Source organism: Cognaticolwellia mytili (assembly GCF_002104475.1).
GTDB lineage: Bacteria > Pseudomonadota > Gammaproteobacteria > Enterobacterales > Alteromonadaceae > Cognaticolwellia > Cognaticolwellia mytili.
Window position 1 is genome coordinate 134,899 of record NZ_NBOF01000002.1, and the last position, 26,317, is coordinate 161,215.

Here is a 26,317-nt window from a genome sequence, read left to right on the forward strand (position 1 = left end):
TTACATGAATATTAGTAACATCCTGAGTGAAAAAGTAAGTGCGGCCATGACGGCAGCAGGTTTACCTGAAGGGACAAACCCAGCGATAAGCTTATCAAACCGCGCAAACTTTGGTGATTACCAAGCAAACGGTGTTATGGGTGCTGCTAAAAAACTAAAAACTAACCCTCGAGAATTAGCTACGAAAGTTGTTGAGGCGCTCGACCTTTCTGGTATTGCTGAAAAAGTTGAACTTGCTGGCCCTGGTTTTATTAATATTCATTTAGACCCACAATGGTTAGCAACGCAATTAAACCAAGTTTCAAATGATAAAAACTTAGGTGTTAGCCAGTCAGCAACACCACAAAATGTTGTCGTTGATTACTCAGCTCCAAACCTAGCAAAAGAAATGCATGTTGGACATTTGCGCTCAACCATTATTGGTGACGCAGTGGTACGTGCTTTAGAATTTCGCGGTGAACATGTTATTCGTCAAAACCATATGGGTGACTGGGGTACGCAATTTGGTATGTTGCTGGCACATTTGAGTGATAAGTTAGCATCAAATGAAGTTGCTGAAACTGCGCTTGCAGATCTAGAAAATTTCTATCGCGAGGCAAAAGTACGCTTTGACGATGAAGAAGGTTTTGCTGATCGTGCTCGTGATTACGTAGTTAAATTACAAAGTGGTGAAGCGCAATGTGCAGTACTTTGGCAGCAATTTATTGATATTTCAATTGCGCATAGTGAAGATATTTATCAAAAACTTAATGTTACATTAACCCGTGATGACATTATGGGTGAAAGTGCCTACAACGATGACTTATCAAATGTAATTGATGAATTAATGGCACAAAAAATTGCCGTTGAAGACCAAGGCGCAAAAGTTGTTTTTATCAATGAAATGGCAAACAAAGACGGCGACCCTTCTGTGTTTATCGTACAAAAATCTGGCGGCGGCTATTTATATGCCACAACAGATTTATCCGCCTGTCGTTACCGTAGTAATGAACTAAAAGCTGACCGTATCATTATTTTTACTGATGCTCGTCAAGCACTGCATTTCAAACAAGTTGAAATTGTCGCCCGTAAAGCTGGATTACTACCAGAGCACGTTGGTTACGACCATTGCCCATTTGGCATGATGATGGGTGATGACGGCAAACCATTTAAAACCCGTACTGGCGGTACTATCAAACTCGCAGAATTACTTGATGAAGCAGTAGTTAGAGCAAAAGCAGTCATTGCTGAAAAAAACCCGGATTACTCTGAAGAGAAATTAACTGAACTTGCTAACAAGGTTGGTATTGGCGCGGTTAAATTTGCTGACTTGTCAAAAAACCGTACCAGCGATTATATTTTCAACTGGAAAACAATGCTGAGCTTTGAAGGTGCAACCGCCCCTTACCTGCAATATGCATACTCTCGTATTCAAAGTATTTTTACTAAAGCTGACTTTACCGGTGTAAGCAATGCAAACAGTATTGTGATTGTTGAGCCGCAAGAAAAAGCCTTAGCATTAAAATTACTACAGTTGGAAAATGTTATTGATTCAGTGATCAGTGAATGTACGCCTAATTTACTATGTAACTACTTATACGAGCTTGCAAGTTTATACATGAGCTTTTATGAAGCTTGCCCAATCTTAAAAGATGAAATTACTGATGAAGTAAAGCAGTCTCGATTAGCGCTTTGCCAAGTTATTGCCAACACTTTAAAGCAAGGTTTAGATATCCTCGGCATTGATGTAATGGAACGTATGTAATACTTAGGGATTTCTGTTATACATGAAAATATTATTGATTGATAATTTAGAAAATCAATTGCTTGACCTTAAGCAAGAGATGCATAGGTCTCGAGCTAAATTTGCCCATGTTATAGGTTTGCACTCCGCTGTTTCTGCACTATCACAGCATGCTTTTAATATTGTCGTTTGTGCAGCTGAAATTGATGGCAGTGATGGCAGAGCAATGCTAGAAATGGTGGCAAAAAAATTCCCAAAAGTCGTCAGAATATTGATAGATAATGATGAATCAAAACCTCAGGGAATTGCTCACTATTGTTTCGCGCAACCAATAGAAAGCAAAACAATTATTAATACTATTAGTCAACTAGCAGGCAATAACCAAGCAATAACCAAAGATATTATTGTTAAAACTATTGCGAGTATTAAAACACTACCTAGCCCACCAAAAGTATATATGCAACTTAATGCTGTGCTTAAGAATAATAGTACTGACTCACATGCCATTGCCAAAATAATACAACAAGATCCGGCATTAACAGCAAAAGTATTACAATTTTCCAATAATACTTTTGCAACATCTGGCAAACCTATGATGAATATTAGTGACGCTATCACTAAAATAGGCATTGATACCTTGTGTTGTATTGTAATGACAGCAGAGTTGTTTTCATACAATCCTAAAATCAAAAATTTTTCGATACTTGATGAACAACTACATTGCTTGGCAACTGCGAAACTTACCGCTTCGTTAGTAAAGCCTGAATTAAAGCAAGATGCGATGATTGCTGGACTTCTACATGATATCGGCAAGGTCATTCTTTTTGAGGTAAATGAAAAGTCTACTGATTTATTTTTTAAACACCGTGTAAATGATGGTAATAACATGGCTTTGGAACATAAACTTTTCGCCATTGATCATTGTCATGTTGGTGGGTACTTATTACATACTTGGGGCTTTTCCTACCAAGTTATTGAGGCAGTCATTTTGCACCATACCCCAAATAAGCTATTACAAAAAAGCTTTGGCATTGCCCAAGCAGTTTACCTTGCTAACATCCTTATTCATAAACAAGAGCCTGCAACAGAATTTATTGAGCATTATAAACTTGCTGGAGTAATTGACGCACTAAGTCGTCGTGCAGAGAAGCTTATTTAACCAAGACCACTATGAATAATTAAATAAATAGCTTATAAATCGATCAACAAGGAAATCAGATGGCAAAGACATTAACTTTCAGCGATAGTCATTGCCATCTTGATTTTGAAAGCTTTTCAAGTAATATTTCAACGTTACTAAGCCAATGCCACCAAGCACATATCAAAAATATTGTTATTCCTACAGTTGGCCCCGAAAATTGGCTTAGAGCTCTAAACTTTGCTAAAGAGTACTCTTCAAAAAACGTTAATTTACATACATGCTTAGGAATACACCCTTGGTTTCTTAATAAACTAAACTCAAATAGTTTAGCAGAACTAGAGGCGTTATTAGCTCAACGCGTAACTGAAGTAGTTGCCATTGGTGAAGCTGGCATTGATGGCGTTATCGCTAAAGACCACGATAATATCAACCAACAATTGTCTGTTTTTGAGGGACAATTACAATTAGCAAAAAATTATCAACTGCCAATTATTGTTCATCACCGCAGGTCACATCAATATATTGTGCCGTTACTAAAAAAGTATCAGCTAAGTAAAGGGGGAATTATTCACGCTTTCTCAGGTAGTTATCAGCAAGCCTGCCAATATATTGATTTAGGCTTTAAACTCGGTATTGGCGGCACTATTACTTACCCTCGTGCAGAGAAAACAATTAAGACAGTTAAACGTTTACCACTGGATAGCTTGGTGTTGGAAACGGATGCCCCATCAATGCCATTATATGGTTTTCAAGGACAAGATAATTCACCACTACGAATAATTGATGTATTTAAGGCCTTAAGCATTATTCGAGCTGAGACTGCTGACGAGTTGGCTATGGTGTTAGAGAAAAATATTCATCTCATATTGCCAAGGTTAAGCTCAGTGCCCCATCAGCGTTATTGACTTAAATTATTTATTCACCTCTGGAGGCCTAAAACCTTGTCGACTAAAGCGATTCAAACCTCGAGTTAATAGAAAGCCAATGACTCCTGCGACTATCATCAATAAACGCATAGTATCGTATTGTAAGACGCTATTAGAGGCTAAATCACCGACTAATAATGAACGATATAACGATAATCGGATATAGCCTTTCAATTCTCCAAACCGTAACTCTTGAACGAAAGGTGTTATATCATCGCTTTGGTTCACTTTCATAACAGCAATTCCAAATAAGTCATTCACTGATTCACTTGCCGCAGAAGTCGCAATTATCTGTCCAGTTTTGCCATAAATATGAACACTTTTAACCAAAGGTTGCTGTGCTAAGTTATCAACATAATTCTGTAAATTTTCATTTTTTTCCGTTAAGTAAGCAAAAGAACTTATTGCCGCTTGTGCCAAATACATTTTGCCAGTGGTATCTGCATGCCGTTGAATTTTAACTTCCTGCTCATGGCGACTTGTTAGCCAAAGATTCATTACCATTATGATCAAAAACATTGCTATAACTAATTGCAATATTTTATTATAAATAGAGGATAATTTAGGGTATAAAGGCTGTTCTATTTGCTTCATAAAACGCTACGGTTCCGATAATTTTATAACTAAGTTCTTAGTTATACTATAGAACTTTTTTAACTGTATTTGTACTGATGAAACGTTTTATCGCATGTTTATACGCAAGCTACTTTTTTAAATAAGGCAAAATCGTGACAAGTCCGCAAGAAATCATATTTTTGAGTGATATTAAGCAACAAAACATATCGCAATGGTTATCAGTTGAATCTGAGCCAATAGGCTTATTACTTAACTTCAATGAGCAATTGCAAGCATTTGAGTTACTTACAACCTCTGATGGCTCAAGTTCATCAAGCGAGCGAGTTGAACTGGTAGTTTTCAGTGATTTAAATATCACCGCATTCGTAGCTTTATTAACAAAATGTGAAATTGGTAGAATCCAATTACGGGCCATAAATCACCGCAATAATGCAACAAGTTATCGCTTTGATGTCTTGCTAGATGACTTTCAAAGCGCTCGAGAGCATTTGGCGAAACTCACTAGCCGCGAAAAATTTGAAGCAGCTTTACTCCTTAATGCTCCTAGCTTGCAAAAGCCGGGGTTATTAGTAATGGATATGGACTCTACTACTATAAAAATTGAGTGTATTGACGAAATAGCAGCACTTGCTGGTGTTGGCGAAGAAGTCGCTGCGGTGACTGAACTTGCTATGCAAGGAAAGCTAGATTTTAGCGAAAGTTTACATCAGCGTGTCGACAAGCTTGCTGGTGCACCTGAAGAAATACTGGCCAGAGTTGCAAAAGATATTCCATTAATGGAAGGTTTAAAAAATTTAGTTACAGAGCTTAAAAAAAATCAATGGCGTGTTGCTATTGCATCAGGTGGCTTTACCTACTTTGCCGATCACCTCAAAGCTATGCTCTTATTAGATGCAGCAGTAGCAAATATATTGGAAATCAAAAGTGATGCCTTAACGGGCAATGTGCTAGGTGAGGTTATTGATGCCCAAGCAAAGGCTGATTGTTTAACACGTTTACAAAAAGAGTTTAATATTTCTTCAGTACAAACCGTTGCTATGGGCGATGGAGCTAATGATCTAGTGATGATGAAAGCAGCTCATTTAGGTGTCGCCTTCCATGCTAAGCCATTAGTTTTAGCACAAGCAGATGCATGTATTGCCAATGCAGGATTAGATTGCCTGCTACATTGGCTAGCATAGAATATTACGATATCAGCTGCATTTACCATATCAGTTAGCCAATTAAATCGATTGGCTAACATTATTCTTACGAGTTAAGTGATAACGAAAGAGTTCTTCTTGCGTAACATCAAATACTTGTGCAACACCAGCAACACTCCATATTTCTTGTTCAATTTGTTTACCACGATGGATAGCGTATGAACCAATATAACTCAGCTCTGGGTTTAGATGGCTCATATCTGGCTCTGCCGCTCGAGATAATTTGATCATCACACAGAAAAAATCACCTTTTTCCAATGCTTGCTGAATGAATACATGCTTAAGTTTTTCTGACCCTAGTTCTGTTGCCATTTTGGTTGTCACTGCTTCACCGACCATATCAGCACGAGCATTAATGGCAATGTAAAGTAATTCGGATTTTGCACTGTCCGTATGTTGTATTTTTTTCAAACTTGTAGTTAATCGAGTCAAAACATCAATATGGCCAATCAATGGATATAAATTAATATATTGGCTACGATCGCTAAGCTTATGCATAGCAGTCATCAACTTACAGGTATTTTCACCACTGGCGACTGCTTCAACTTTATAGCGACTACCACTAGTTTGTACGACTAGTGACGGAATAGTTGCACTTGAACTATAGATATTACGTAGAGCTTTTGCTAACCCTGGACTAGACATCGCATACTCATCAGGCGTCAATTTATCTCTATTTTTATCAATTAATGCTTTAAAAAATTTACGTCCAATATGCTGATGCTTTTCGACAAAAACCCGAAGATTAATAACAGTTTTAGTATGGTCAACCCGAATAATTTCATAAGGCAAGGCATTTAACTCAAAAGCTGAGGTTATTTTTTGTAAGCTTGGAAAGCTAATATTAACAATATTCCCTTTCACTAAAGCGGTAGTTTCACTTAACTCGATTTTCAACCCAGAGGTCGAAAAGTCCCGAGATACTCCCTGACATTTCATGTTGTCAAATTCAATATTGGCTGGAGTTTTATACTTAAAACGCAACTCTTGACGCTGATTTCTATAATTAATGCCAACTTCATCGACACTGTATGGTTGGCTTAAGCGCTTATGACCAAAGCTTTTTAATTTACGAGCATTAATACCTTCGTAAGAGAATGATTGATATATTTTTTTCGCCTCACTATGTTCGGTATCGTTCGCGACAATAATATATGGCGTATTGGCTATTTTTAGTTTCACTTCTTCTGGGGCAGGAGAATTTAAATACTCATTTTTCTTAGAAAGCGTATCAGATAAGGTTAACGGCGATTCAATACGGTCCGGGTGAACATCTAACAAAGATAATTGGGTGATCGCAAAACTTTTTTTATTTGCAGCAAAAGCTAAAAATTGTGCTCTAAACTCTTCATCATCAGCTAGCTGTATATTATCAGCCGTATAAAAATAAGACTTCCCATTACTTTGATGAATAAAACTAAATACCAATAATTGTCGTTCTGGTCGTGCTCGCTTTTTTAACCTTGCAATGCGCTCAGGAGAAGTTAAGCAGTATAAGGTTGAGTAGCGTTTTTCATCTTGCCAGTACTGATAAACCTTATGATTATTATTACAGGTTAAGGCATATCTTGGCACCAAAGTGCCCTCTTTTTTCTCCATGAAAATAGGAAGTTCGTTAGACTTAGGTAAAATATACTGCTCAAAAGCACGAGACTGTAATGCGCTAATCGTATTGTCTAAGTTAATTTTATAACGACGTTTATTACTTTGAATAAATTCCTTGAGAAATAGTGTAAAACTATCTTGATGAGGCGCTTGCTGAAAAAACCTTTCAACACCAACTACCTGTAGATTATCGATAATAGATATATTTTTTACTTCATAAGCAAAATCATTATTACGGCCAAACTCAAATTCATTCTCTAAACCAATGAAGCGTAATGTTGTTTTTTGGCCTACATGTATTGGGATAACCCCATTAATTCTAAACTTACAACCGCTGACGCTAATATCTGAAATTGTACATTCAATGCTAGTATCATCATCAAAGGAAGCCTGTAGAGGGGCTGCAAAATTCATCCTTTCTTCAACACGGTTGTGATAGGGTCCGAAACTGTAAAATTTAGCTGGGTATTGCTGCTTTTCAAAGACTTTGTTAGCTTCAGGTTCTTTCTCAACGTCAACACTATTTCTTTCTTTTTGATAAATAACCAGAAAGTTATTTTCAGTATTCATTACCGCTTCATAAACACCGAAGGTATAACCGTTATAACGGGTGAATGTTTCTGCAAAAACTTTTTCAGCTATATCATCAATAAAATGCGTTCTACCTTCATGAGCAAAAGGTCTACATTCGCCATCAACATGACCACGTAAATCAATCAAACGTGTACAAGGTGCCGCCAATCGTTTTAACTCCATTTTGAGAAGAAAACGTTCAGTTTTAGGGATGTTTTTGGCCACTGCAGAAAATGCGACTTCAAAGTCTGCGTTTAAAACTCGGCCGCTAAAATCATCGATAATATGTTTGTATCTTGAAAAATCTTTATTCATTTATACTTTAATATCTTTATCATAAAGAAAACTACTTTCCGTATATTAATCCAAGTATAAGTGTCTTAATAAATAATTAATACTATAAATACAATAAGATTAATACCGCTCAGTGCGCTATTTCTGACTTACTCCATTGAACGATGCAAAAGTCATACCTATTTACCCTTGAGTAAAAAGCATGACACTATCATAGCAAAGGACATATTACACTGCTTAACAACATCACTATCTCTGCATCATGGAAAACAACTTGGGGCTACTTGATAACCCCACCACATGGATGTGTTATATTAGAGCAATATAAAGTCAATTATCGAGCATAATCATACTTCTGCGCGCCACATCTAAGCCTAACTTTCAAGTTTATTCGAAAGCCAAAACTTCAAGTTATTTGAGAGTGTGTTAATAGACATTAAAACTAGTTGAGTTTTTTGTCATAATTTTGACGAGACTAATGGGTTTTACAATATAGTGACCTGGTGATTAAAGTCACTGGCCGTCGCAGGGTTTTATCACAATTTAATTTACAAGCTAGTGTAGCCTTTAATATCACTTTGATAACTTTTTCCGCTTTTATTTCAGCTAATATATTCAAGCGATATGTTGAATTAATTACTATATGCAGAACTACCACGTATTTTATCCTGTAGTATAAATTTTCTGATAAAATGCTCTTCAATCCACCTTAAAATAAAATGTAGATAATAGGTAAGCTAACAATGGCAAAACCGGCAAAAATAGAGTTTGTTTGTACTGATTGCGGGATGAATTACACGCGTTGGCAAGGGCAGTGCAGATGTGGTGCTTGGAATACTTTGACAGAAATGAAAATATCTACCACTAAAAAGTCAGTTGGCCACGGCACTATCGCTTCAGGTTATGCTGGTGGTACCGGTGGTGGTTCAAAGAAAATTAACGACATCGAAACGACTGAAGCTGAAAAACAACTAACCGGCATTGGTGAGCTAGATCGTGTTTTATCTGGCGGCGTAACCACTGGCTCTGTTAATATAATATCTGGTGATCCCGGAGCAGGTAAAACAACCTTACTTTCAGACCTGATCGCTCGTATGTCTAAATTGACTCCGTCTTTGTACTGTACCGCTGAAGAATCGTTGTCTCAATTTAAAAATAGGGTACAGCGCTTAAAGCTTGACTATAACTCTGATGAGCTTTATTTATTATCTGAAACAAGCGTTGAAGCAATCATCGATGAATTACACAATAATAAAATTAAGTTTGCTGTTATTGATTCTATTCAAGCCGTAGTAACCAGTAATGCTAATGGCAGCCCCGGCTCTCCATCCCAAGTAAAAAGTGCCGCACAATCTTTAACTCAATATTGTAAACAAAATGACGTTACTATGTTTATTATTGCGCACGTCAACAAAAACAACGAAATTGCAGGCCCTCAAACCTTAGTTCACATTGTTGATGCATTACTCCATATTGATACCAATGACGGGCAAATACGAACTCTAAGGGCTAACAAGAATCGCTTTGGTGATATCGACACCGTCGGAATATTCAAAATGTGCGAAAGAGGTATGCTTAGTGTCGATAATCCCAGTGAGATATTTTTATCTGGCTCAACAACTGAATCACCTGGCTCGGCAATAACCTGTATCCGTAAAGGCAACAGAAACCTCTTACTAGAAATACAATGTTTAACTACAGAAACTGAAGCAGAGTTTCCACAGCGAGTTTGCGTAGGCCTGAACATGAATCGTATTAAGATGCTAACAGGGATCTTACGAAAGCATACTAAAACTAAAATATACCATGATACTTTTTTTAATATCGTTGGTGGATTAAAAATTGATGAATCAGAAACCTGTATTGATCTAGCTTTAGTAACAGCGCTGTTGAGTAGCTTAAATGATTTCGTTATCCCGCGAACGACCTGTATTATGGGAGAACTAAGTTTAAACGGCGATGTACGACCCATTGATAGTGGCGTTCCTAGAGTTAAAGAAGCCGCTCAACATGGTTTTTCCGAAATATTTATCCCTTTTCGAAATTATCATAAATCTATGGAAGAATTAGGAGTAAAAGTTAGTCCAGTTAAAACGATTCATGAACTAATAGCTCTGATTTCCGGCTAATTTAGCACGGTTACTATCGTTAAACTTGAGATTTTTTAAATAATACAAAGCAAAAAAAAGGAGCTTAAAGCTCCTTTTTTGGTAATTAACGTTAACGCTTAGTTTTCGCGCAATGCTCTAAAACCTAAATAGTTTGAACGAAAATCAGCTGATATTTCTAAGCGTACAGATGTTCTAGCCAGCTTTGGTGCAAAATTCCAAGCACCGCCACGAGCAACAATATGCTGCCCTTGTGTTAATTCCCAAACATTACCAACAGTATCAAATAAACCAAGTTTATTAGCTCTAAATGATTTTACTGGGGCCGTACTTCTATTTGACCACTTACTACCGCAATAGGCGCAGTTAGCTTTGCCATTGCCAATATCATTGCCCCACCAATAATTGTCGGCACTGCCCGCTCGTGCAACATATTCCCATTCAATTTCACTAGGTAAACGATACTTACGCTCTGTTCGGTTTGATAACCAAGTTAAATAAGCATTACTATCTTTCTCGCTGATACAAACAACAGGGTGCTCATCTGTTTGACCAAAACCAGGATTACGCCAGTTTAAAACGCTATTATATTTGGGTTGGCCATCAACAAATGCAGCACAGCCATTGTCGCTTTCGGCTTCAGTCACATAATTAGATTCTTTAACAAAATGTTTAAAATCGCCAACGGTAATTTGAGTCTGACCTATAGCAAAACCTTTTAATATCTGCTCATTACGCGCTGGTTTTTCATTACTTAAACCTGAGCCCTTCAAATCACCCATTTGAAAACGTCCTGTCGGCACGCCAATAAGTTCTGGACCTAATTCATCACCAGGCAGAATATCTTGTACTTTCTCACCATTAGCAAAGTTTAATGCTGCTTTGACTAGTTCAGCTTTAATAAGCATATTCTTTGATAAACGGATTGATTCCTGATAATCACTGTAGCCAGGTTTAGTAACGCTAATATCGTGATGACCTGCTGACAACATTACTGAAAGCTTAGTTGAACCATAACTCACACCGTCAATGAATACTTCATCATCATATTGATCTGAACGAATCGTTAATTCATATAATAGCGTGTCATCATTCAAACCTTCGCTTTGTGCTGAATTAGCATCGACATCAACAACAGATGTAGCTGGAAGTCCTTCTTGCTGACCACAGTAACGCGCAGAAAGGTTTAGTAGTGTACATGGCTCATTATTAGGTAGCGATGCTTGTAAATCTACGGTAACACTCGTGCCGTAGTTACCTTGCCCACTAAACTCACCCGAGTTAACTTTATGTTTTACTAAACGAACTTGAGCAGCTGAGTCATTCTTATTTCTATTAATCAATTTTGACTCTGTTGCGGCATTAAATAACTTATCTAAAAATATTTTTGATGCCTTTTGTTTAGCTAAGCGATTCGCTCTCGTAATACATTTATTAAATGTTTCTTGATTGTCACAAGTCACCACTTGACGAACTTCTAGTTCATCTTGCTGTTCGAATTCTTTACGTAAGCGTTTGACCCGAGCTAGACGAATTCGCTCAACTAACCCTTCTCGAGCATTAGCGAGAGTAAAAAGATCGATATTAGCTTGTGCAAACTCAGCTTTAGCAATTGATAAATTTTCAACACTACTCTTAATCGCGTCTTTATTTTGTTTTTGGTTAAGGATAGATTTTCGATAATTATTTTGCGCTTGAGCAATGTCTTGTTCTGGATTGTCAACCATAGCTTCATATTGCTCATTCATGCTGAGCAAAGCTTCCTGACGGAGTTTATGAAGCTTTTTTCCTTGGGCACGTAAGTCACCTAAATGATTTCTTTCATTACCGACTTGCGAATTCAAATTATTTAGAAAAGTAACAAAAGCATCATACTCTGTTTCTTTATTACTTAATTCAATTTCTAAACTTTCAACGGACGTGCTTTTTGATGGAGTGCTTTCAAAAGCTTGAGTATACGAACTCAATGAAAGACAACTGATAGTAAGAGCGAGTACAGCCAAGCGCATGTTTAATATTCCCGAACAATAGAAAGTATTTTTAATTCAGTAAATTGTCTAAAAATACACACTGAATATATAAAGATTAATTTCAATTTATTATTAATATAATTTTAATACATTCATCATATTTGCTCAACGGTTAAATCGCAAGTGATAAACTGGTTTTCCTCATGATTAATCATGATAAAAATCAATATTAACGGCTTAAAAACCTCTATAATTCGTATTGTTAAGCACTTACTAATAAAAATCGTTGCTATGACATTCCCCTAAATCCAACAGAATAAAAGCTCACTCAGACCTTATGAGCCTCAAAGCTAGATGCTCTGTTCAGCCTGTTCTACATCACGATTATAAACTCACCATTTCAATAGTTTTATTAAAAACGATTAGTCTTTGTTCGTATTTTCAGCAACAGGTTATTTTTAATGCTGGCAAAGTAGAATGAATGATCAGCGAGGTTAGAAAAAATAAGTAAGGTGATAATATCATTAGCATTAAAAATAACCCCTGTTCAAAGGGCTGAGACTAAAAAATTTTCATTCTATTGAAAACAGTGGTTTGACTGACTAAGTCAAACCACCTTCACTTCACATTAAAATAATTTTCACTCCATTGCATTATTAAGTAAAGATAATCAACTATTAGTGAAAGTTATGATAAGCAAAAAATATTAATATCTATCAGGTATTTGTCCCGACTTAACTCGGTTCATAATCTAGATTAGCTGACAACCAACGTTCTGCTTGTGGCATGGTCATTTCTTTACGAACTGCATAATTTTCAACTTGATCTTGTGCCACTTTAGCAACCGCAAAATACTTCGATTCAGGGTGAGCAAAATACCAACCGCTAACCGCTGCGCCTGGCCACATAGCAAAGCTTGATGTTAACTCCATACCAATATTTTCTTCGACCTTGAGTAACTGCCACAACAAGCCCTTTTCAGTATGTTCAGGACAGGCAGGATACCCTGGTGCTGGTCGTATTCCTTGGTACTGTTCTCGTATTAAACTATCGTTATTGAAATTTTCATCAGGGGCATAACCCCAATAATCTTTGCGAATTTGCTCATGAAGGTATTCTGCACTTGCTTCGGCTAATCTATCGGCAACCGCTTTAATTAAAATACTATTATAGTCATCATGCTCTGCGTCAAAGGCTCGCACTAAGTCTTCAACGCCAAAGCCTGCAGATACGGCAAACGCGCCAACATAATCGTCAACTCCAGAAGCCTTATCAGCAACATAATCTGCTAAACAGCGATTATACTGCCCTGCAGGCTTTTTACTTTGCTGACGCAGCTGGTGCAATTTCATTAATTGCTCTGTTCGTGATTCATCAGTATAAAGCTGTAAGTCATCTTGTTCACGATTTGCCGGGAATAAGCCAAACACCGCTTTTGCCGTTAATTTTTTATTATTTATCACATCATCTAACATGGCATTAGCATCATTAAATAGCTTCGTTGCTTCTTCCCCTACGACTTCATGGCGAAGGATCAAAGGATACTTACCCGATAACTGCCAAGTCATAAAAAATGGCGTCCAATCAATATAATTTCGAACAACATTTAAATCGATGTTATCTAATACAGTAACACCTAGTTTATTAGGTACTTTTGGCGTGTAGTCCTCAAAACTAATTGGCGTGGCGTTGGCTCTAGCTTCCGATAGCGGAATCAAACTTGAACGCGGACCTTTTTTATAATGGCGTTCGCGCACTTTTACGTATTCAGCTTTTTGTCGTTCAACAAACGCAGCCTTGTTTTCATTTGATAATAATGTACTAACTACTGATACTGAGCGTGATGCGTTAGGCACATAAACAACAGGGTGTTGAAATTGCGGTTCTATTTTTACGGCAGTATGAGCTTTTGACGTAGTTGCACCGCCAATTAATAATGGCAATTCAAACTCTTGTCGCTTCATTTCCTTAGCAACATGAACCATTTCATCAAGTGATGGCGTGATCAAGCCCGATAAGCCAATAATATCAACGTTTTCTTCACGAGCTACGCGTAAAATGTCTTCACATGATACCATCACGCCTAAGTCAATAATATCGTAGTTGTTACACTGTAAAACCACACCTACAATGTTTTTTCCAATATCATGAACATCACCTTTTACGGTTGCCAGCAATACCTTACCATTAGACTTAACCTCAGTTTTTTCAGCCTCAATAAACGGATTTAAATGCGCTACCGCTTGTTTCATCACTCGGGCTGACTTAACCACTTGCGGTAAAAACATTTCACCGGCGCCAAATAAATCACCAACAACATTCATGCCATCCATCAATGGACCTTCGATGACGTCTAATGGTCTGACAGCTTCTAGCCTTGCCGCCTCAGTATCTTCGACAATAAATTCATTAATACCTTTAATTAAAGAATGTTCTAAGCGTTTGTTCACCGGTAACTCACGCCAAGTTAAGTCTGCTTTGTTATTTTTACTACCCGCTTTACCTCTAAATTCTTCAGCAACATCAAGTAAACGTTCAGTTGCCCCATCATCAGAGTTTTGAATAACATCCTCAACTGCTAATCGCAAATTTTCAGGGATATCAGAGTAAATCGCTAATTGCCCAGCATTTACGATGCCCATGTCCATACCATTTTTTATCGCATGGTAAAGAAACACTGCATGAATAGCTTCACGCACCGGATTGTTACCACGAAACGAAAATGAAACATTGGAAACGCCACCTGAAATCATCGCATGTGGTAAATTTTCTTTAATATCACCAACCGCTTCAATAAAGTCACGTGCATAGTTATTGTGCTCGTCTATTCCTGTGGCAACGGCGAAGATATTCGGATCAAAGATAATATCTTCTGCTGGATAACCTATCTCCTCGACTAAAATTTGATAAGCTCGCTGACAAATTTCAAACTTACGCTTTCGAGTATCAGCTTGCCCAGTTTCATCAAACGCCATGACAATAACCGCCGCACCATAACGACGTAATAATTCTGCTTGTTCTCGAAAGTTATCTTCACCCTCTTTCAAACTAATCGAGTTAACAATACCTTTACCTTGAATACATTTTAAGCCTTCTTCTAAAATGTCCCATTTAGAAGAGTCCAGCATAATCGGTACCTTAGCGATATCAGGCTCACCAGCAATAAGGTTCAAAAAACGCACCATAGCGGCTTTTGAGTCCAACATGCCTTCATCCATGTTAATATCAATAATTTGTGCGCCATTCTCAACTTGCTGCAAAGCAACCGCAATTGCTTGATCGTAATTTTCTTCGGTAATTAAACGTTTAAAAATAGCAGAGCCTGTCACGTTAGTACGCTCACCAACGTTAACAAATAGGCTGTCACCTTTAATGGTTAGTGCTTCTAAACCAGATAAACGACAGGCAATCTCACGCGATTTAATTTCACGTGGCGCAATACTGGCAACAGCATCAGCCATGCCTTTAATGTGCGCAGGTGTCGTACCACAACAGCCACCAATTATATTTAAAAAGCCAGCATTCGCCCACTCCGCAACATGCGTATCCATATCTTCAACAGTGAAGTCATATTCACCAAAAGCGTTCGGTAAACCGGCATTTGGGTGTGCAGACACCGCCACATCAGAAATACGGCTAAGTTCGTTAACATATTGACGAAGTTCTACGGGTCCTAACGCACAGTTAAGACCAAATGAAATCGGTTTGGCATGACGTAATGAATTATAAAAGGCTTCGGTGGTTTGCCCTGACAATGTTCTTCCTGATGCATCGGTAATAGTGCCTGAAATCATTACAGGTAAACGTTCACCACGTGCTTCAAAAACCGTTTCAACGGCAAAAATAGCCGCCTTAGCATTTAACGTATCAAATATGGTTTCAATTAAAATGATATCACTACCACCGTCCATTAAGGCGTTGGTTGATTCAATATAGGCATCTTTCAATTCATCAAAGGTGACATTACGATAGGCAGGATCGTTCACATCAGGAGATATTGAGCAAGTGCGGTTTGTTGGCCCTAAAACACCAGCGACAAAGCGAGGCTTAGCAGGGTTTTGCTTGGTGAATTCATCCGCCACTTCTCGTGCAAGCTTTGCTGCTTGAAAATTAATATCTGCACTATGGTCTTCCATATCATAGTCAGCCATCGCTATGGTGGTGGCATTAAAGGTATTAGTTTCTAGAATATCAGCGCCCGCATCAAGATACTCGCGATGAATAGCTTTAATAACATCAGGTTGTGTCAGCACTAACATATCGTTATTGCCTTTAACATCACAATGCCAGTCAGCGAATTTTTCGCCGCGATAGTCTTGCTCTTCGAATTTGTACGCTTGTATCATCGTACCCATTGCACCATCTAAAATTAAGATGCGATGCTTCAATTGCTCTTGCAGTAAGCTATAAGAGGACGATTGCACCACAGGTGCTTTTGAATGAGAATTTACTTGCTTAGCCACGAGAATTTCCTGGGTGAATTGCTTGAATATGATCTGCATCTAATTGATACGGCGTAATTTGGTAAACGTAGTAATTTAACCAGTTAGTAAAAAGTAAACTGCCATGGCTACGCCAAGAGTTTTCCGCCTCGGTGTTTGGATCGTTGTTGGTAAAATAATTTTCAGGAATAATAGCTTTAACACCTGATTCCAGATCGCGGAAGTATTCTTCGCTCAGTGTTGATGCATCATACTCAGGATGCCCTGTAAGGTAGACTTGTCGCTTATTTTTGCTCGCGACTAAATAAACCCCTGCTTCTACTGACTCAGCAAGTATTTCTATATTATTCAGCGTTTGGTAATCTGCTTTGTCGATATAACCATAGCGAGAGTGCGGTACATTAAAGCGTTCATCAAAACCTCGTGTTAACTGATCTTTTGGCTTTAAACTACAATGACGGTAAACACCCGACAGCTTTTGTTTTCGCAAATGTCTTTTCAAACCATAATGATGATAAAGTGCTGCATGTGCCGCCCAGCAAGAGAACATGGTAGATGTTACATTTTTTTCTGCCCAATCAAATACTTCACAAATTTTGTCCCAAAAAGTGACCTGCTGATAATCAAGTAATGCTAGTGGCGCACCTGTAACAATCAAGCCATCATATTGCTTATCTTTAATATCATCGAACAAGCGATAAAAATTATCTAAATGCGCTTGGGGAGTATTTTTAGACTCATTGCTATGAATACGCACAAATTCGACATTTATTTGTAATGGCGTATTGGCCAGCATACGAAGGATCTGCACCTCTGTTTCAATTTTATTAGGCATTAAGTTAAGAATGGCCACTTTCATTGGACGAATTTCTTGGCTCGCCGCACGATGTTCGGACATAACAAAAATGTTTTCATTGTCTAATACAGTTAAAGCCGGTAGTTCATTGGGGATCTTAATGGGCATAGTGCTAACCTAATTCCTAATACGCTTTAAGTATAAAATAATACTGAAAAACAGTTTTATTCTTTACAGTTTAAGTCTCCCTATAATGTGACTTGGATTTCTAGATATGTCAACACCTAAACGTATAGACGTCTAAACATTTAAATATACATTAGAACTTTCCTGATTATTTTGTCAAAAATACAAACATAACTATTCATTTTTGCCAAATTATGAACATAAAAAAACCGTTAAGCATAAACTTAACGGCTAATATTTTTATCTGAACTTATTTGCAGTAAAAACTTACCACCAAATAAAGTATAAGAAAAATAACGACATCTGCATTAAAGTTGGCAATAACTTCACTTGCAGCGAAGCGAGTCAAAGTTGAAAGTCCAATTTTATGTTCGTTTATCACAATCAAATCATCAGAACGAAAAGACAGCAAAACACCTTATTTATAAAAGGCTTCAACCGTCCCTTTAACAGTCATCAAAAGCGGCTGGCCTCTACGGTCTAACGCTTTAGGTGCAGGAATTTTTACCCAACCTTCACTGATACAGTATTCTTCAACATCAGTACGCTCTTTGCCATTTAGCAAAATACCAATACTGTGTTCAAAAATCTCTTCGACATGATGTGGGCTACGAGGATTGCCTGAAAGACGATCGGGTAAGGTTGGAAGCGATTTAGTGTCGTTCATATTAATAACCTAAATAAATAAAAAGTGCGCTATTGTAGACAATATAGACTCAGCGCTCAAGAAAGACTATCGAATTCAACTTACCTGTGCCTTAGCTAGATAGCCTAGCTAACTGTTACAAAAATATTTAATATTTGAAATGACGCTCAAACAATTGTCACGACAGTAAGACTAAACACTTCTTGGACTATCTTTCGAACCTTCTTAACCCAGAAAAAAATCAATCTTTAAGCTTTAGCCTTAAATTCATCAACCTACTATTACCTCGCCCGCTTATCAATTGTTGAAAGGCAGATAAAATTCGATTTTCTACAACCAAGACAGAGTCAACCGCAGACAGTAGATATTTGGAAGTGTGCACCTACAATAGAGAAATGTTCCGGCTTATAAAGATGTACTTATCGCACATAAATTTAATAGATGGTAAATATAGCGTACTTTCTTAGCTAGCATTTGCAGGTTAAATTTAGTGGTGTTAGCTTAGAGCTTAATTTTTATTATTTAGAGGCCGACGATGGATTTGCTACAAGGATTATTATTAATAACTTCTATTCACCTGTTAGCCGCTGCTTCACCCGGCCCAGACTTTGTCTTAGTTTCACAACAAACATTATCAAATGGTAAAAAAGCTGGTTTTATGGTCAGTCTAGGCATTGCTTTAGGCTTATCAGTTCATATTTTGTATTCTGCGCTTGGCCTCGCTGCGGTCATTGCAAACTCAGCCACAGCACTGTGGGCTATAAAAATTGTTGGTGGCAGTTATTTATTATACTTAGGGGTGCAAGGTATTCGAGCCAAACCAAATAACGCACATTCCTCGCAAAAAGCGGTGACCAAACATTCAAGCTTAACAGCAATTTCTAAAGGATTTTTATGTAATGCCTTAAACCCAAAAGCACCAATTTATTTTGTTGCCTTATTTACTGTTGTACTTTCTCCTAATTTACCCCCTTTACATTTGTTCATTTACGGCATTTGGATGATGGCATTGCAACTGTTGTGGTTTTCGACTGTGGTATTGCTACTTTCTCGCCCAAGTATCAATGAAAAATTTCAACGACTAGGCCATTTGATTGATCGCCTTTTAGGTGGTGCTATGGTTTTGATGGGCCTTAAAGTTCTTACTAGTAAAATTAATTAACGAGGTATTAAAATGGCACAATCTGTTGTTAAAAAGTATCAAGCTTTCAGCGATTTTTATCCTTTTTACTTAAGCCAACATCAAAATAGCACTTGTAGAAGATTACACTTTGTTGGTTCAAGTCTAATTATATTTATGCTGGCTTATGTTTTGATAAGTTCTACTTGGACAATGCTGTGGACTTTGCCGTTACTCGGTTATGGTTTTGCTTGGTTTGGACATTTCTTTTTTGAAAAAAATCGACCGGCAACATTTACCTACCCTTGGTACAGTTTTTTAGGTGATTGGGTAATGTATAAAGATATACTGTTCGGAAAAATAAAGTTCTAGCGAAAGACAAAACACAGCTTATTTACAGAAAGGGCATATTAAATGGCACACTATATATCGTTACTACGAGGCATTAATGTTGCTGGAAAAAAGCTAATAAAAATGGCTGATTTACGGGCTTTATATCAGCAAATAGCACTTAATAATGTACAAAGTTATATTCAAAGTGGCAATCTATTATTTACTACTGCTGAAGATGAACCTGCCAACATTGCCAAGCAAATAAATAGGGCTATTTTTGCTCAGTATAAATTTGATGTACCGATATTCATTTTAACGCCAGAACGATTACAAAGTGCGAGAAACAACTTACCTTTTAATGATATAGACGTCGCTAAAGATGGCAGTAAAGTATTGCTGTGCTTCTTATCTAGTGCCCCCAACCATGCAATTGAATTATTAAGCCCTTATTTAAAAAGCAATGAACGTATAGCCATTATTGATGATGTACTTTATTTACATTGCCAAGACGGTTTTGGTCGTTCAAAATTAAGCCATAGTAATATCGAGAAAAAGCTACAAGTTAGTGCTACTTCACGCAATTTAAGAACAGTTGATAAACTCCTAACAATGGCAAGCACTTATTAGCGTTAATGCTTTTATCAAAGCATATTATTTCTCATTGTTATCTCCTATTTCTAAGTCCCTGTTATTTATTTTTTTGATCACTACCTCCTCCATTGAGTAAAAAATACAATACATGATGTAAAAAATATTTGACTTGGATTTTTTATCGACTAAAGTCAAATTATCGTTACATCATGTCAAAAATTTTATACATGACTTTATGCTGTAACAAATAATTTAACAGAATAATACGAGGAGTTAGCATGTCATATAAGGAACGTAGTATTTGGGTCTCGTTAGCCATAACATTATATATTTGGTTTAACTATTTTTCAGAGCTTTATTGGGCTATACAGCAAGATAGTTTAACTATTAGTAGTATGAAGTCAGCACTATTTACCGTCGTTACGATGACTATAGCTTTAGAGATTTTACATCATATTGTTATCGCCATTATTGACAATAAAAACACCAACTATGATGAAGACGAACGTGATAAGCAAATATCACTACTTGGCAGCCAAAGTGCCTATTATCTATTAAGTTTTACTACCATTGCCGCCGTACTGCATTTGCTTTTTCCTTTAATGAGCCAAGGCTTAGTTGATATTTTAAATTTACCCAGCGAGTATGCGATCATCAACATTATTATTTTTGGCGCTTTAACAGCCGAAGTAACCAAGTTTTCAACACAAATTTTCTATTATCGTAGAGGGTTCTAGCGTGGCAAAACGAATAACCAACAATATACGTCGCCTACGTTTTGATGCTGATGAAATGACTCAACAAATGTTAGCTGATGTGGTTGGCGTATCACGACAAACTATCGTCGCCATTGAGAAAGGCAAATATTCTCCTTCTTTGGAGGTTGCATTTAAAATCGCTGAATACTTTAATGTGCCATTAGAGGTAGTTTTTCAATATCAATAAGCAGACTACGAGCAAGTCTTTAGGGGCTGTTGTTCTTTGTTTATATTTTCAGAAACAAGTTGATTTTAATAATAGTAAAGCACAATAAATGAAGTTTGGTTGTTCCAAATTGACGTTATAATGCAGTTAGCGTTAAAAACAGCCCTTAGTAAAAAGTATGCAAAACTTGCTTTGCTTCAAGTGTCACCAAAGTACTTGATCAATTTCGTTTAGCAAGTCTTGGGCATGAGCATTAATAATATTGGTTTGCTGCTTTTTGATTGCCATTTCCAATTGTATGGCATATTTTGATAAGTCAGCAAAACCAAACATTTGTGCTGCACCAGCAATACGATGTGAGAGCCTTGCAAGTTGTGCCAAATCATCATTATTAATATGCAATATTAAATCTTGTTGCTCTAGCACTAAGTTTGATTTGAATTCTTGCACTAAATCTGACATTGCAACACCATTAAAATTTTCATTAGCTTTTGCTATAGAAATATTACCTTCATAATACTTAGCTATTGTCGGAATAAAAATATGGCGTTCAATAGGTTTTGATAAATGACCATTAAAGCCAAGTGATAGATAATGCTCTATTTCATGCGACATGGCATTGGCAGTCAAAGCAAATATGGGCATTTGGCCGCCTTGTTGACGTATTATATTGAAGGCCTCAATACCATCGACTTCTGGCATTTGAATATCCATAAGTGTCAATTTAGGCTGATATTTCTTAAACAGCGCCACCGCTTCACTACCATTACGCGCCGTAATAACATTCAAGCCTAATGACGCTAATAAGCGGGCGATCAAGCGTCGATTATCATTGTGATCATCAGCTAATAAAATAGTTCCCTCTAGCTGCGCTTTTATTGTTTTGCCATTATCTTTAGGAAAAACAGTCTTACAATCAGAAACTGGGTCATTGCTATGTACAGGGCAAGGTAAACTAAAAGCAAAAACGCTACCTTGGTTGAGTTCACTTTCTACTTCAATAGTACCCCCCATTATCTTCGCTAACTGATCAGATAAGCATAAACCTAAGCCTGTGCCACCAAAACGGCGGCTAATACTGCTATCACCTTGAGTGAAACTTGCAAATAAACTATGCAGTTGTGAGCTGCTCATACCAATTCCGCTATCCGTTATTTTAAACGTGAGTCGGCCATTACTTTTACTGATATTTAATTCAACATGGCCCTTAGGAGTAAATTTTATCGCATTTGAACATAGGTTGATTAAAATTTGCTTTACACGAAAGCCATCAATTTCAATAATAAATGGTGAGGCTAAACAATGAACAATTTCAAAGCTCAATCCTTTTGATGTCGCTTGCAGTGTGAACATGTTTGACAATTCTTGTAAAATATCATGTAAATTTTGCGTCTGTAACTCTAGTTCTATTTTATTGGCTTCAATTTTACTTAAATCTAAAATATTATTGGTTAATTCCAACAAGTACAGGCTATTACCGTGAATAATTTCTACTTCTTTAGTAATATACTTCTCATCAACATCACCATTCATAATCGCTTCAGCTTGGCCAATCACGGTGGTTAGTGGCGTCCTAATTTCATGACTCATATTTGCAAGGAACTGGCTTTTAATATTGTTTGCACTTTGTAATTCTTGCATTAAATATTCGAGTTCATTAGTACGTTGCTTTACTTTTGACTCCAATACTTGCTTCGAACGACGTTCAATATTGCGCCGAGCAATCAAAAAACCTATTAATAAAATACTAAAAACAACAATAATAGTAACATTACGCTCGTATTGTGAACGCTCTATTTCCAGTTCTTGCAAGCGTTTTTGCTGCGTCAATTGGTCAACTTGTTGCTTGAGTTGTTCGGAATCAAACTTTGCTAATTGGCCATTTAGCTCATCATTCGCCATTTCAATATGAGCTTGTATAAATTTTCGATGACTTTTAGCTGCATCTAAAATTTGATTTTTCGCAGCGAAGATTAGTGCCTGTAGTGCTAAGTTGTGTTTTATTTGCTCCTTGTAATGCATTTTTTCAGAAAGCTCACTAGATTGTTTTAAATAGTTTAATGCGGAGTCAAATTTTCTTTGCTGAAAATAAGCTTTGGCTAAACTATACAAATTACCTACGTAAGCATTATCATGGCCTTGCTCCTTACTTTTAATAACACCTTCTTTAGCATATTCAATTGCTTGCGTTATATTGTTAAGATCATTATTTAGCTCTGCAAGATTATGCAAGAGTCCAGCTGCATTATAATCGTCTTTATTTTCACGATGAGAATCCAGTGACTTAGTCAAAAAGTGTAAAGCGTTTGGGTAGTCTCCCGCATACTTATACGCAGAGCCAAGATCACCATAGGCCATAGCCAGTCCTTGGTGATCTGCTATTTCTTTTCTTTTTTCAATAACTTCCTTGAACATTCCGATAGCAATATCAAAGCGTTTTAATTGTAAGTGGAATATGGCAATGTTAAATCGAATATCTATTTTATCTCTTTTACTACCAAATTCTTGGTAAAGTGGCTCTGCATGTTGGTAGCTTAAAAGAGCATCGGTGAGACTACCCATAGCGCCATACACTAAGCCAATATTATTATATAAATTAGCCTGAGCAATAGGTTCATTAATCGTGAGGTAATAATTAAGCGCATGTTGATATGATGTCAAAGCAAGCCTATTATTACCTTTATAATAAGCATAAACGCCCATTCTTTTATATGCGTCAGCCTCTAATTGCTTAAAATTAAATTCAGCAGAGATCTTTTGCTCTAAAACAGTCGTTTCAATTGCTTTATCAAGTTTACCAAGTTGGCTGTATAAACGCCCTTTTGCGGTTAGAACAGACAACTGCATTAACGGTGAAAGTTCACTCCGTTGTGCTAAAAACGCTAGTTCCAGCAGCGCTTGATTTTTATCAGCCATATTTTCAATCGTTAGCAGTCTTTGACCAATATTGGGGTTACTCGTTGCAGAGCTTATCTCAACATAACTTAACGAAAAAAATATAAACAGCAAGAACAGTAAAACTGTTCGATAGGCAAAAGCCATCGATAACACCTTAAAAACACGTGTGTTTCTTGTAATAAAGAAAATAGCGCTAGTTATAGCACTTTGTAGATTTAGCCACAATGGTGAATTCTGAGTTGAGTCAACCTTAGATAGTGAATAACAATATATTCATAAATATTGCTTATACCCAAACGGCTTAAAACACTTTTACGGTAAACTATTGAAGCTGAGTGTAAAAAACCCAAAAGAGCTAATCATTGATTAGCCCTTAACAAGGAATAGGCAAATTAAGTACAGTAAAGTTTAAATGGCAAAATATTGCTTTTGTAGTGCTAATTTAAAACTCAAGTTACTTCTTAATCGTACTTTTAACGGATTTTTCTCCAACCAATAAAGCTTTAATTTCGCGCAGTTCTTGCTCAAGCTTTTCAATTTGTGCACGGCTTGCTGGCTCTCCGCCTTCTGCACTTTCACCATGAGCTTCAGCACGAAAATTTTCATGCTCTTGTCCCATCACTTCCAAAATAGTACCAACCATCATATTCAAGAATATAAATGCGGTTAGGAATATAAACGTTAAATAGTACACCCAGCTCATCGGGTGTACAGCCATCGTTTCATACATTACATCAGTCCAGTCTTCAAAGGTGGCAACACGAAATAATGTCAACATAGAGATGGAAACGTCTCCCCATAAAACTTCATTTATTTGATGAAATAATATGCTACCAATAGCGGCATAAATATAAAAAATAACAAACATCAGCAGAGCAATATAGCCCATCCGTGGTATCGCTTTAATCAGGGCATTAATCAATAGTCTCAGCTCTGGAATCATAGAAACTAAACGTAAGACTCTAAACACACGAAGCAGACGTGCTAATAATATACCAGAGCCGCCAGCAGGTATGAGGCTACCGATAACGATTATGGTATCAAAAACATTCCAGCCACTTTTAAAGAAAGTTTTCTTATTTGGATAAGCAATAAAGCGTATGGTGAGTTCAATAACAAAAAAAACGGTGATTGCACTGTCTAAGAAACTAAGAAGACTAACCACTTGTTCAGGTAAGTCATGGGTTTTAGCACCAATTAACAATGCAGACATTACGATAACCGTAATAACTGACCATTGAAAAACCGGACTGGAATCAACTTGCTTTAATCGACGTTGTACTTGGTCAACAAATGAGGACATGTTTGATTATCTCTTATTAAAATGGTAATACGTGTTATTGCAATTAGTAAGTAAAATGCTCATTTATTTTATCCCTAAAGCGCTATCACTGACATGAGGGTTACTACTGCGCTCTGCGCCAAAGGTACTCATAGGACCATGTCCCGGAATAAATTGCACATCGTCACCTAATGGAAATAGATTATTACGAATAGAATTAACTAGCGTTTTATGGTCGCCACGAGGGAAATCAGTACGACCAATAGAGCCTTTAAAAAGTACATCACCAACTTGTGCCAACTTTGAGTCAGCGTGATAAAACGCCACATGTCCCGGTGTATGCCCTGGGCAAAAATAAACATCAAGTTCAATAGCGCCGAATGACACTTTATCGCCTTGGTTTAGCCAACGATCAGTGCTAAATGAATCAGCATGTTCGAAACCAAAATGAGATTTCTGCTGTGGAATTAAGTCAATCCAAAATTGATCTTCTTGATGTGGCCCTTCAATAGGTACATTATAAAAATCAGCAACACTTTGCGTTGCACCAGCGTGGTCAATATGCGCATGAGTTAATAGCACTTTCACTAACGTAACATCACATTGTTTAATGGCAGCTTGAATTAATTCGATATCTCCACCGGGATCAATAACCACAGCTTCTTTGGTTTTCTGACACCAAAACAAAGTACAGTTTTGCTGAAAAGGTGTCACAGGAATTATTTGATATTGCAACATGGCGACGTTAGGTCTCATTAACTATTTAAGAATACACAGCATTAAAATCATTGATTTCATTTCTGTATTTCACATTATTAGGGATATAAGGCATTAGAGCATTAATTCAAGCGGTAGTTTAGCAGTATTAAATGAAAGATAATTAGCCTGCTTTACAAAAACATAAGTTTAAAGGTAACAAATCGTTAAAAAAACTTTGCTAACGGGTGTTATATAGGTAAGCTCGAACAAAAGTATTCACAA

Annotated in this window: 19 protein-coding genes; 10 read left to right on the plus strand and 9 right to left on the minus strand. The window is 37.0% G+C overall.

Annotation, left to right across the window (positions count from 1 at the left end; translation table 11 throughout):
* Positions 1-4 precede the first annotated feature (4 nt).
* Genes argS through B7C41_RS05590 form a run of 3 tightly spaced genes read left to right on the plus strand, consistent with a single transcriptional unit; the run spans position 5 to position 3,769 of the window.
* Positions 5-1,744: an arginine--tRNA ligase gene (argS, locus tag B7C41_RS05580; RefSeq protein ID WP_085297819.1), complete on the plus strand. Its 1,740-nt coding sequence runs from the start codon at positions 5-7 to the stop codon at positions 1,742-1,744.
* Positions 1,745-1,766: 22 nt separating this feature from the next.
* Entirely contained in the window at positions 1,767-2,882 is a 1,116-nt protein-coding gene (locus B7C41_RS05585) for an HDOD domain-containing protein (protein WP_085297820.1), read from the plus strand.
* A gap of 59 nt (positions 2,883-2,941) precedes the next feature.
* Positions 2,942-3,769 (plus strand): TatD family hydrolase, encoded by an 828-nt coding sequence (locus B7C41_RS05590; protein WP_085297821.1) that lies wholly within the window; start codon positions 2,942-2,944, stop codon positions 3,767-3,769.
* Positions 3,770-3,775: 6 nt separating this feature from the next.
* Here B7C41_RS05590 and B7C41_RS05595 read toward each other — a convergent pair whose 3' ends face one another.
* Positions 3,776-4,384, minus strand: a complete 609-nt coding sequence (locus B7C41_RS05595) for an AhpA/YtjB family protein (RefSeq protein ID WP_085297822.1) — start codon at positions 4,382-4,384, stop codon at positions 3,776-3,778.
* Between the two features lie 134 nt (positions 4,385-4,518).
* Between B7C41_RS05595 and serB the strand changes: the two genes are divergently transcribed.
* The gene (serB, locus tag B7C41_RS05600; protein ID WP_235839625.1) at positions 4,519-5,547 is read left to right on the plus strand and encodes a phosphoserine phosphatase SerB; all 1,029 of its coding nucleotides are present in this window, start codon (positions 4,519-4,521) and stop codon (positions 5,545-5,547) included.
* Between the two features lie 42 nt (positions 5,548-5,589).
* Here serB and B7C41_RS05605 read toward each other — a convergent pair whose 3' ends face one another.
* A complete protein-coding gene (locus B7C41_RS05605; protein ID WP_085297823.1) occupies positions 5,590-8,061 on the minus strand; it encodes a PilZ domain-containing protein in 2,472 nt (823 codons plus the stop codon).
* Positions 8,062-8,783: 722 nt separating this feature from the next.
* Here B7C41_RS05605 and radA point away from each other — a divergent pair.
* Positions 8,784-10,169, plus strand: coding sequence for a DNA repair protein RadA (gene radA / locus B7C41_RS05610; protein ID WP_085297824.1), 1,386 nt, complete (start codon positions 8,784-8,786; stop codon positions 10,167-10,169).
* 98 nt (positions 10,170-10,267) lie between these two features.
* Here radA and B7C41_RS05615 read toward each other — a convergent pair whose 3' ends face one another.
* From B7C41_RS05615 to B7C41_RS05630, 4 genes are all read right to left on the minus strand, one after another.
* The gene (locus B7C41_RS05615; protein WP_235839629.1) at positions 10,268-12,115 is read right to left on the minus strand and encodes a formylglycine-generating enzyme family protein; all 1,848 of its coding nucleotides are present in this window, start codon (positions 12,113-12,115) and stop codon (positions 10,268-10,270) included.
* 737 nt (positions 12,116-12,852) lie between these two features.
* Positions 12,853-16,545 (minus strand): methionine synthase, encoded by a 3,693-nt coding sequence (gene metH, locus B7C41_RS05620; RefSeq protein ID WP_235839677.1) that lies wholly within the window; start codon positions 16,543-16,545, stop codon positions 12,853-12,855.
* 28 nt (positions 16,546-16,573) lie between these two features.
* Positions 16,574-17,524 carry a homoserine O-acetyltransferase MetA gene (gene metA, locus B7C41_RS05625; protein WP_085297827.1) on the minus strand — a complete coding sequence of 317 codons (951 nt, stop codon included), beginning with the start codon at positions 17,522-17,524 and terminating at the stop codon, positions 16,574-16,576.
* Between the two features lie 436 nt (positions 17,525-17,960).
* Positions 17,961-18,209: a DUF3297 family protein gene (locus B7C41_RS05630; protein ID WP_085297828.1), complete on the minus strand. Its 249-nt coding sequence runs from the start codon at positions 18,207-18,209 to the stop codon at positions 17,961-17,963.
* Positions 18,210-18,723: 514 nt separating this feature from the next.
* On the opposite strand from B7C41_RS05630, the gene B7C41_RS05635 reads away from it, so the two are divergent.
* From B7C41_RS05635 to B7C41_RS05655, 5 genes are all read left to right on the plus strand, one after another.
* A complete protein-coding gene (locus tag B7C41_RS05635) occupies positions 18,724-19,350 on the plus strand; it encodes a LysE family translocator (protein WP_085297829.1) in 627 nt (208 codons plus the stop codon).
* A gap of 12 nt (positions 19,351-19,362) precedes the next feature.
* Entirely contained in the window at positions 19,363-19,680 is a 318-nt protein-coding gene (locus tag B7C41_RS05640) for a DUF962 domain-containing protein (protein WP_085297830.1), read from the plus strand.
* A 42-nt stretch (positions 19,681-19,722) separates the two neighbouring features.
* Positions 19,723-20,268, plus strand: a complete 546-nt coding sequence (locus B7C41_RS05645; protein ID WP_085297831.1) for a DUF1697 domain-containing protein — start codon at positions 19,723-19,725, stop codon at positions 20,266-20,268.
* A 242-nt stretch (positions 20,269-20,510) separates the two neighbouring features.
* Positions 20,511-20,969, plus strand: a complete 459-nt coding sequence (locus B7C41_RS05650) for a hypothetical protein (protein ID WP_085297832.1) — start codon at positions 20,511-20,513, stop codon at positions 20,967-20,969.
* 1 nt (position 20,970) lies between these two features.
* Positions 20,971-21,177, plus strand: a complete 207-nt coding sequence (locus tag B7C41_RS05655) for a helix-turn-helix transcriptional regulator (RefSeq protein WP_085297833.1) — start codon at positions 20,971-20,973, stop codon at positions 21,175-21,177.
* A 183-nt stretch (positions 21,178-21,360) separates the two neighbouring features.
* Here the strand turns inward: B7C41_RS05655 and B7C41_RS05660 are convergent, their stop codons facing one another.
* The 3 genes from B7C41_RS05660 to B7C41_RS05670 all read right to left on the minus strand — a co-directional run bounded on the left by B7C41_RS05660 (position 21,361) and on the right by B7C41_RS05670 (position 26,071).
* Entirely contained in the window at positions 21,361-24,198 is a 2,838-nt protein-coding gene (locus B7C41_RS05660) for a response regulator (RefSeq protein ID WP_085297834.1), read from the minus strand.
* 310 nt (positions 24,199-24,508) lie between these two features.
* On the minus strand, positions 24,509-25,357 hold the full coding sequence (locus B7C41_RS05665) for an ion transporter (RefSeq protein ID WP_085297835.1): 849 nt from the start codon (positions 25,355-25,357) through the stop codon (positions 24,509-24,511).
* 63 nt (positions 25,358-25,420) lie between these two features.
* Positions 25,421-26,071, minus strand: a complete 651-nt coding sequence (locus B7C41_RS05670) for an MBL fold metallo-hydrolase (protein WP_211279506.1) — start codon at positions 26,069-26,071, stop codon at positions 25,421-25,423.
* Between the last annotated feature and the right edge of the window lie 246 nt (positions 26,072-26,317).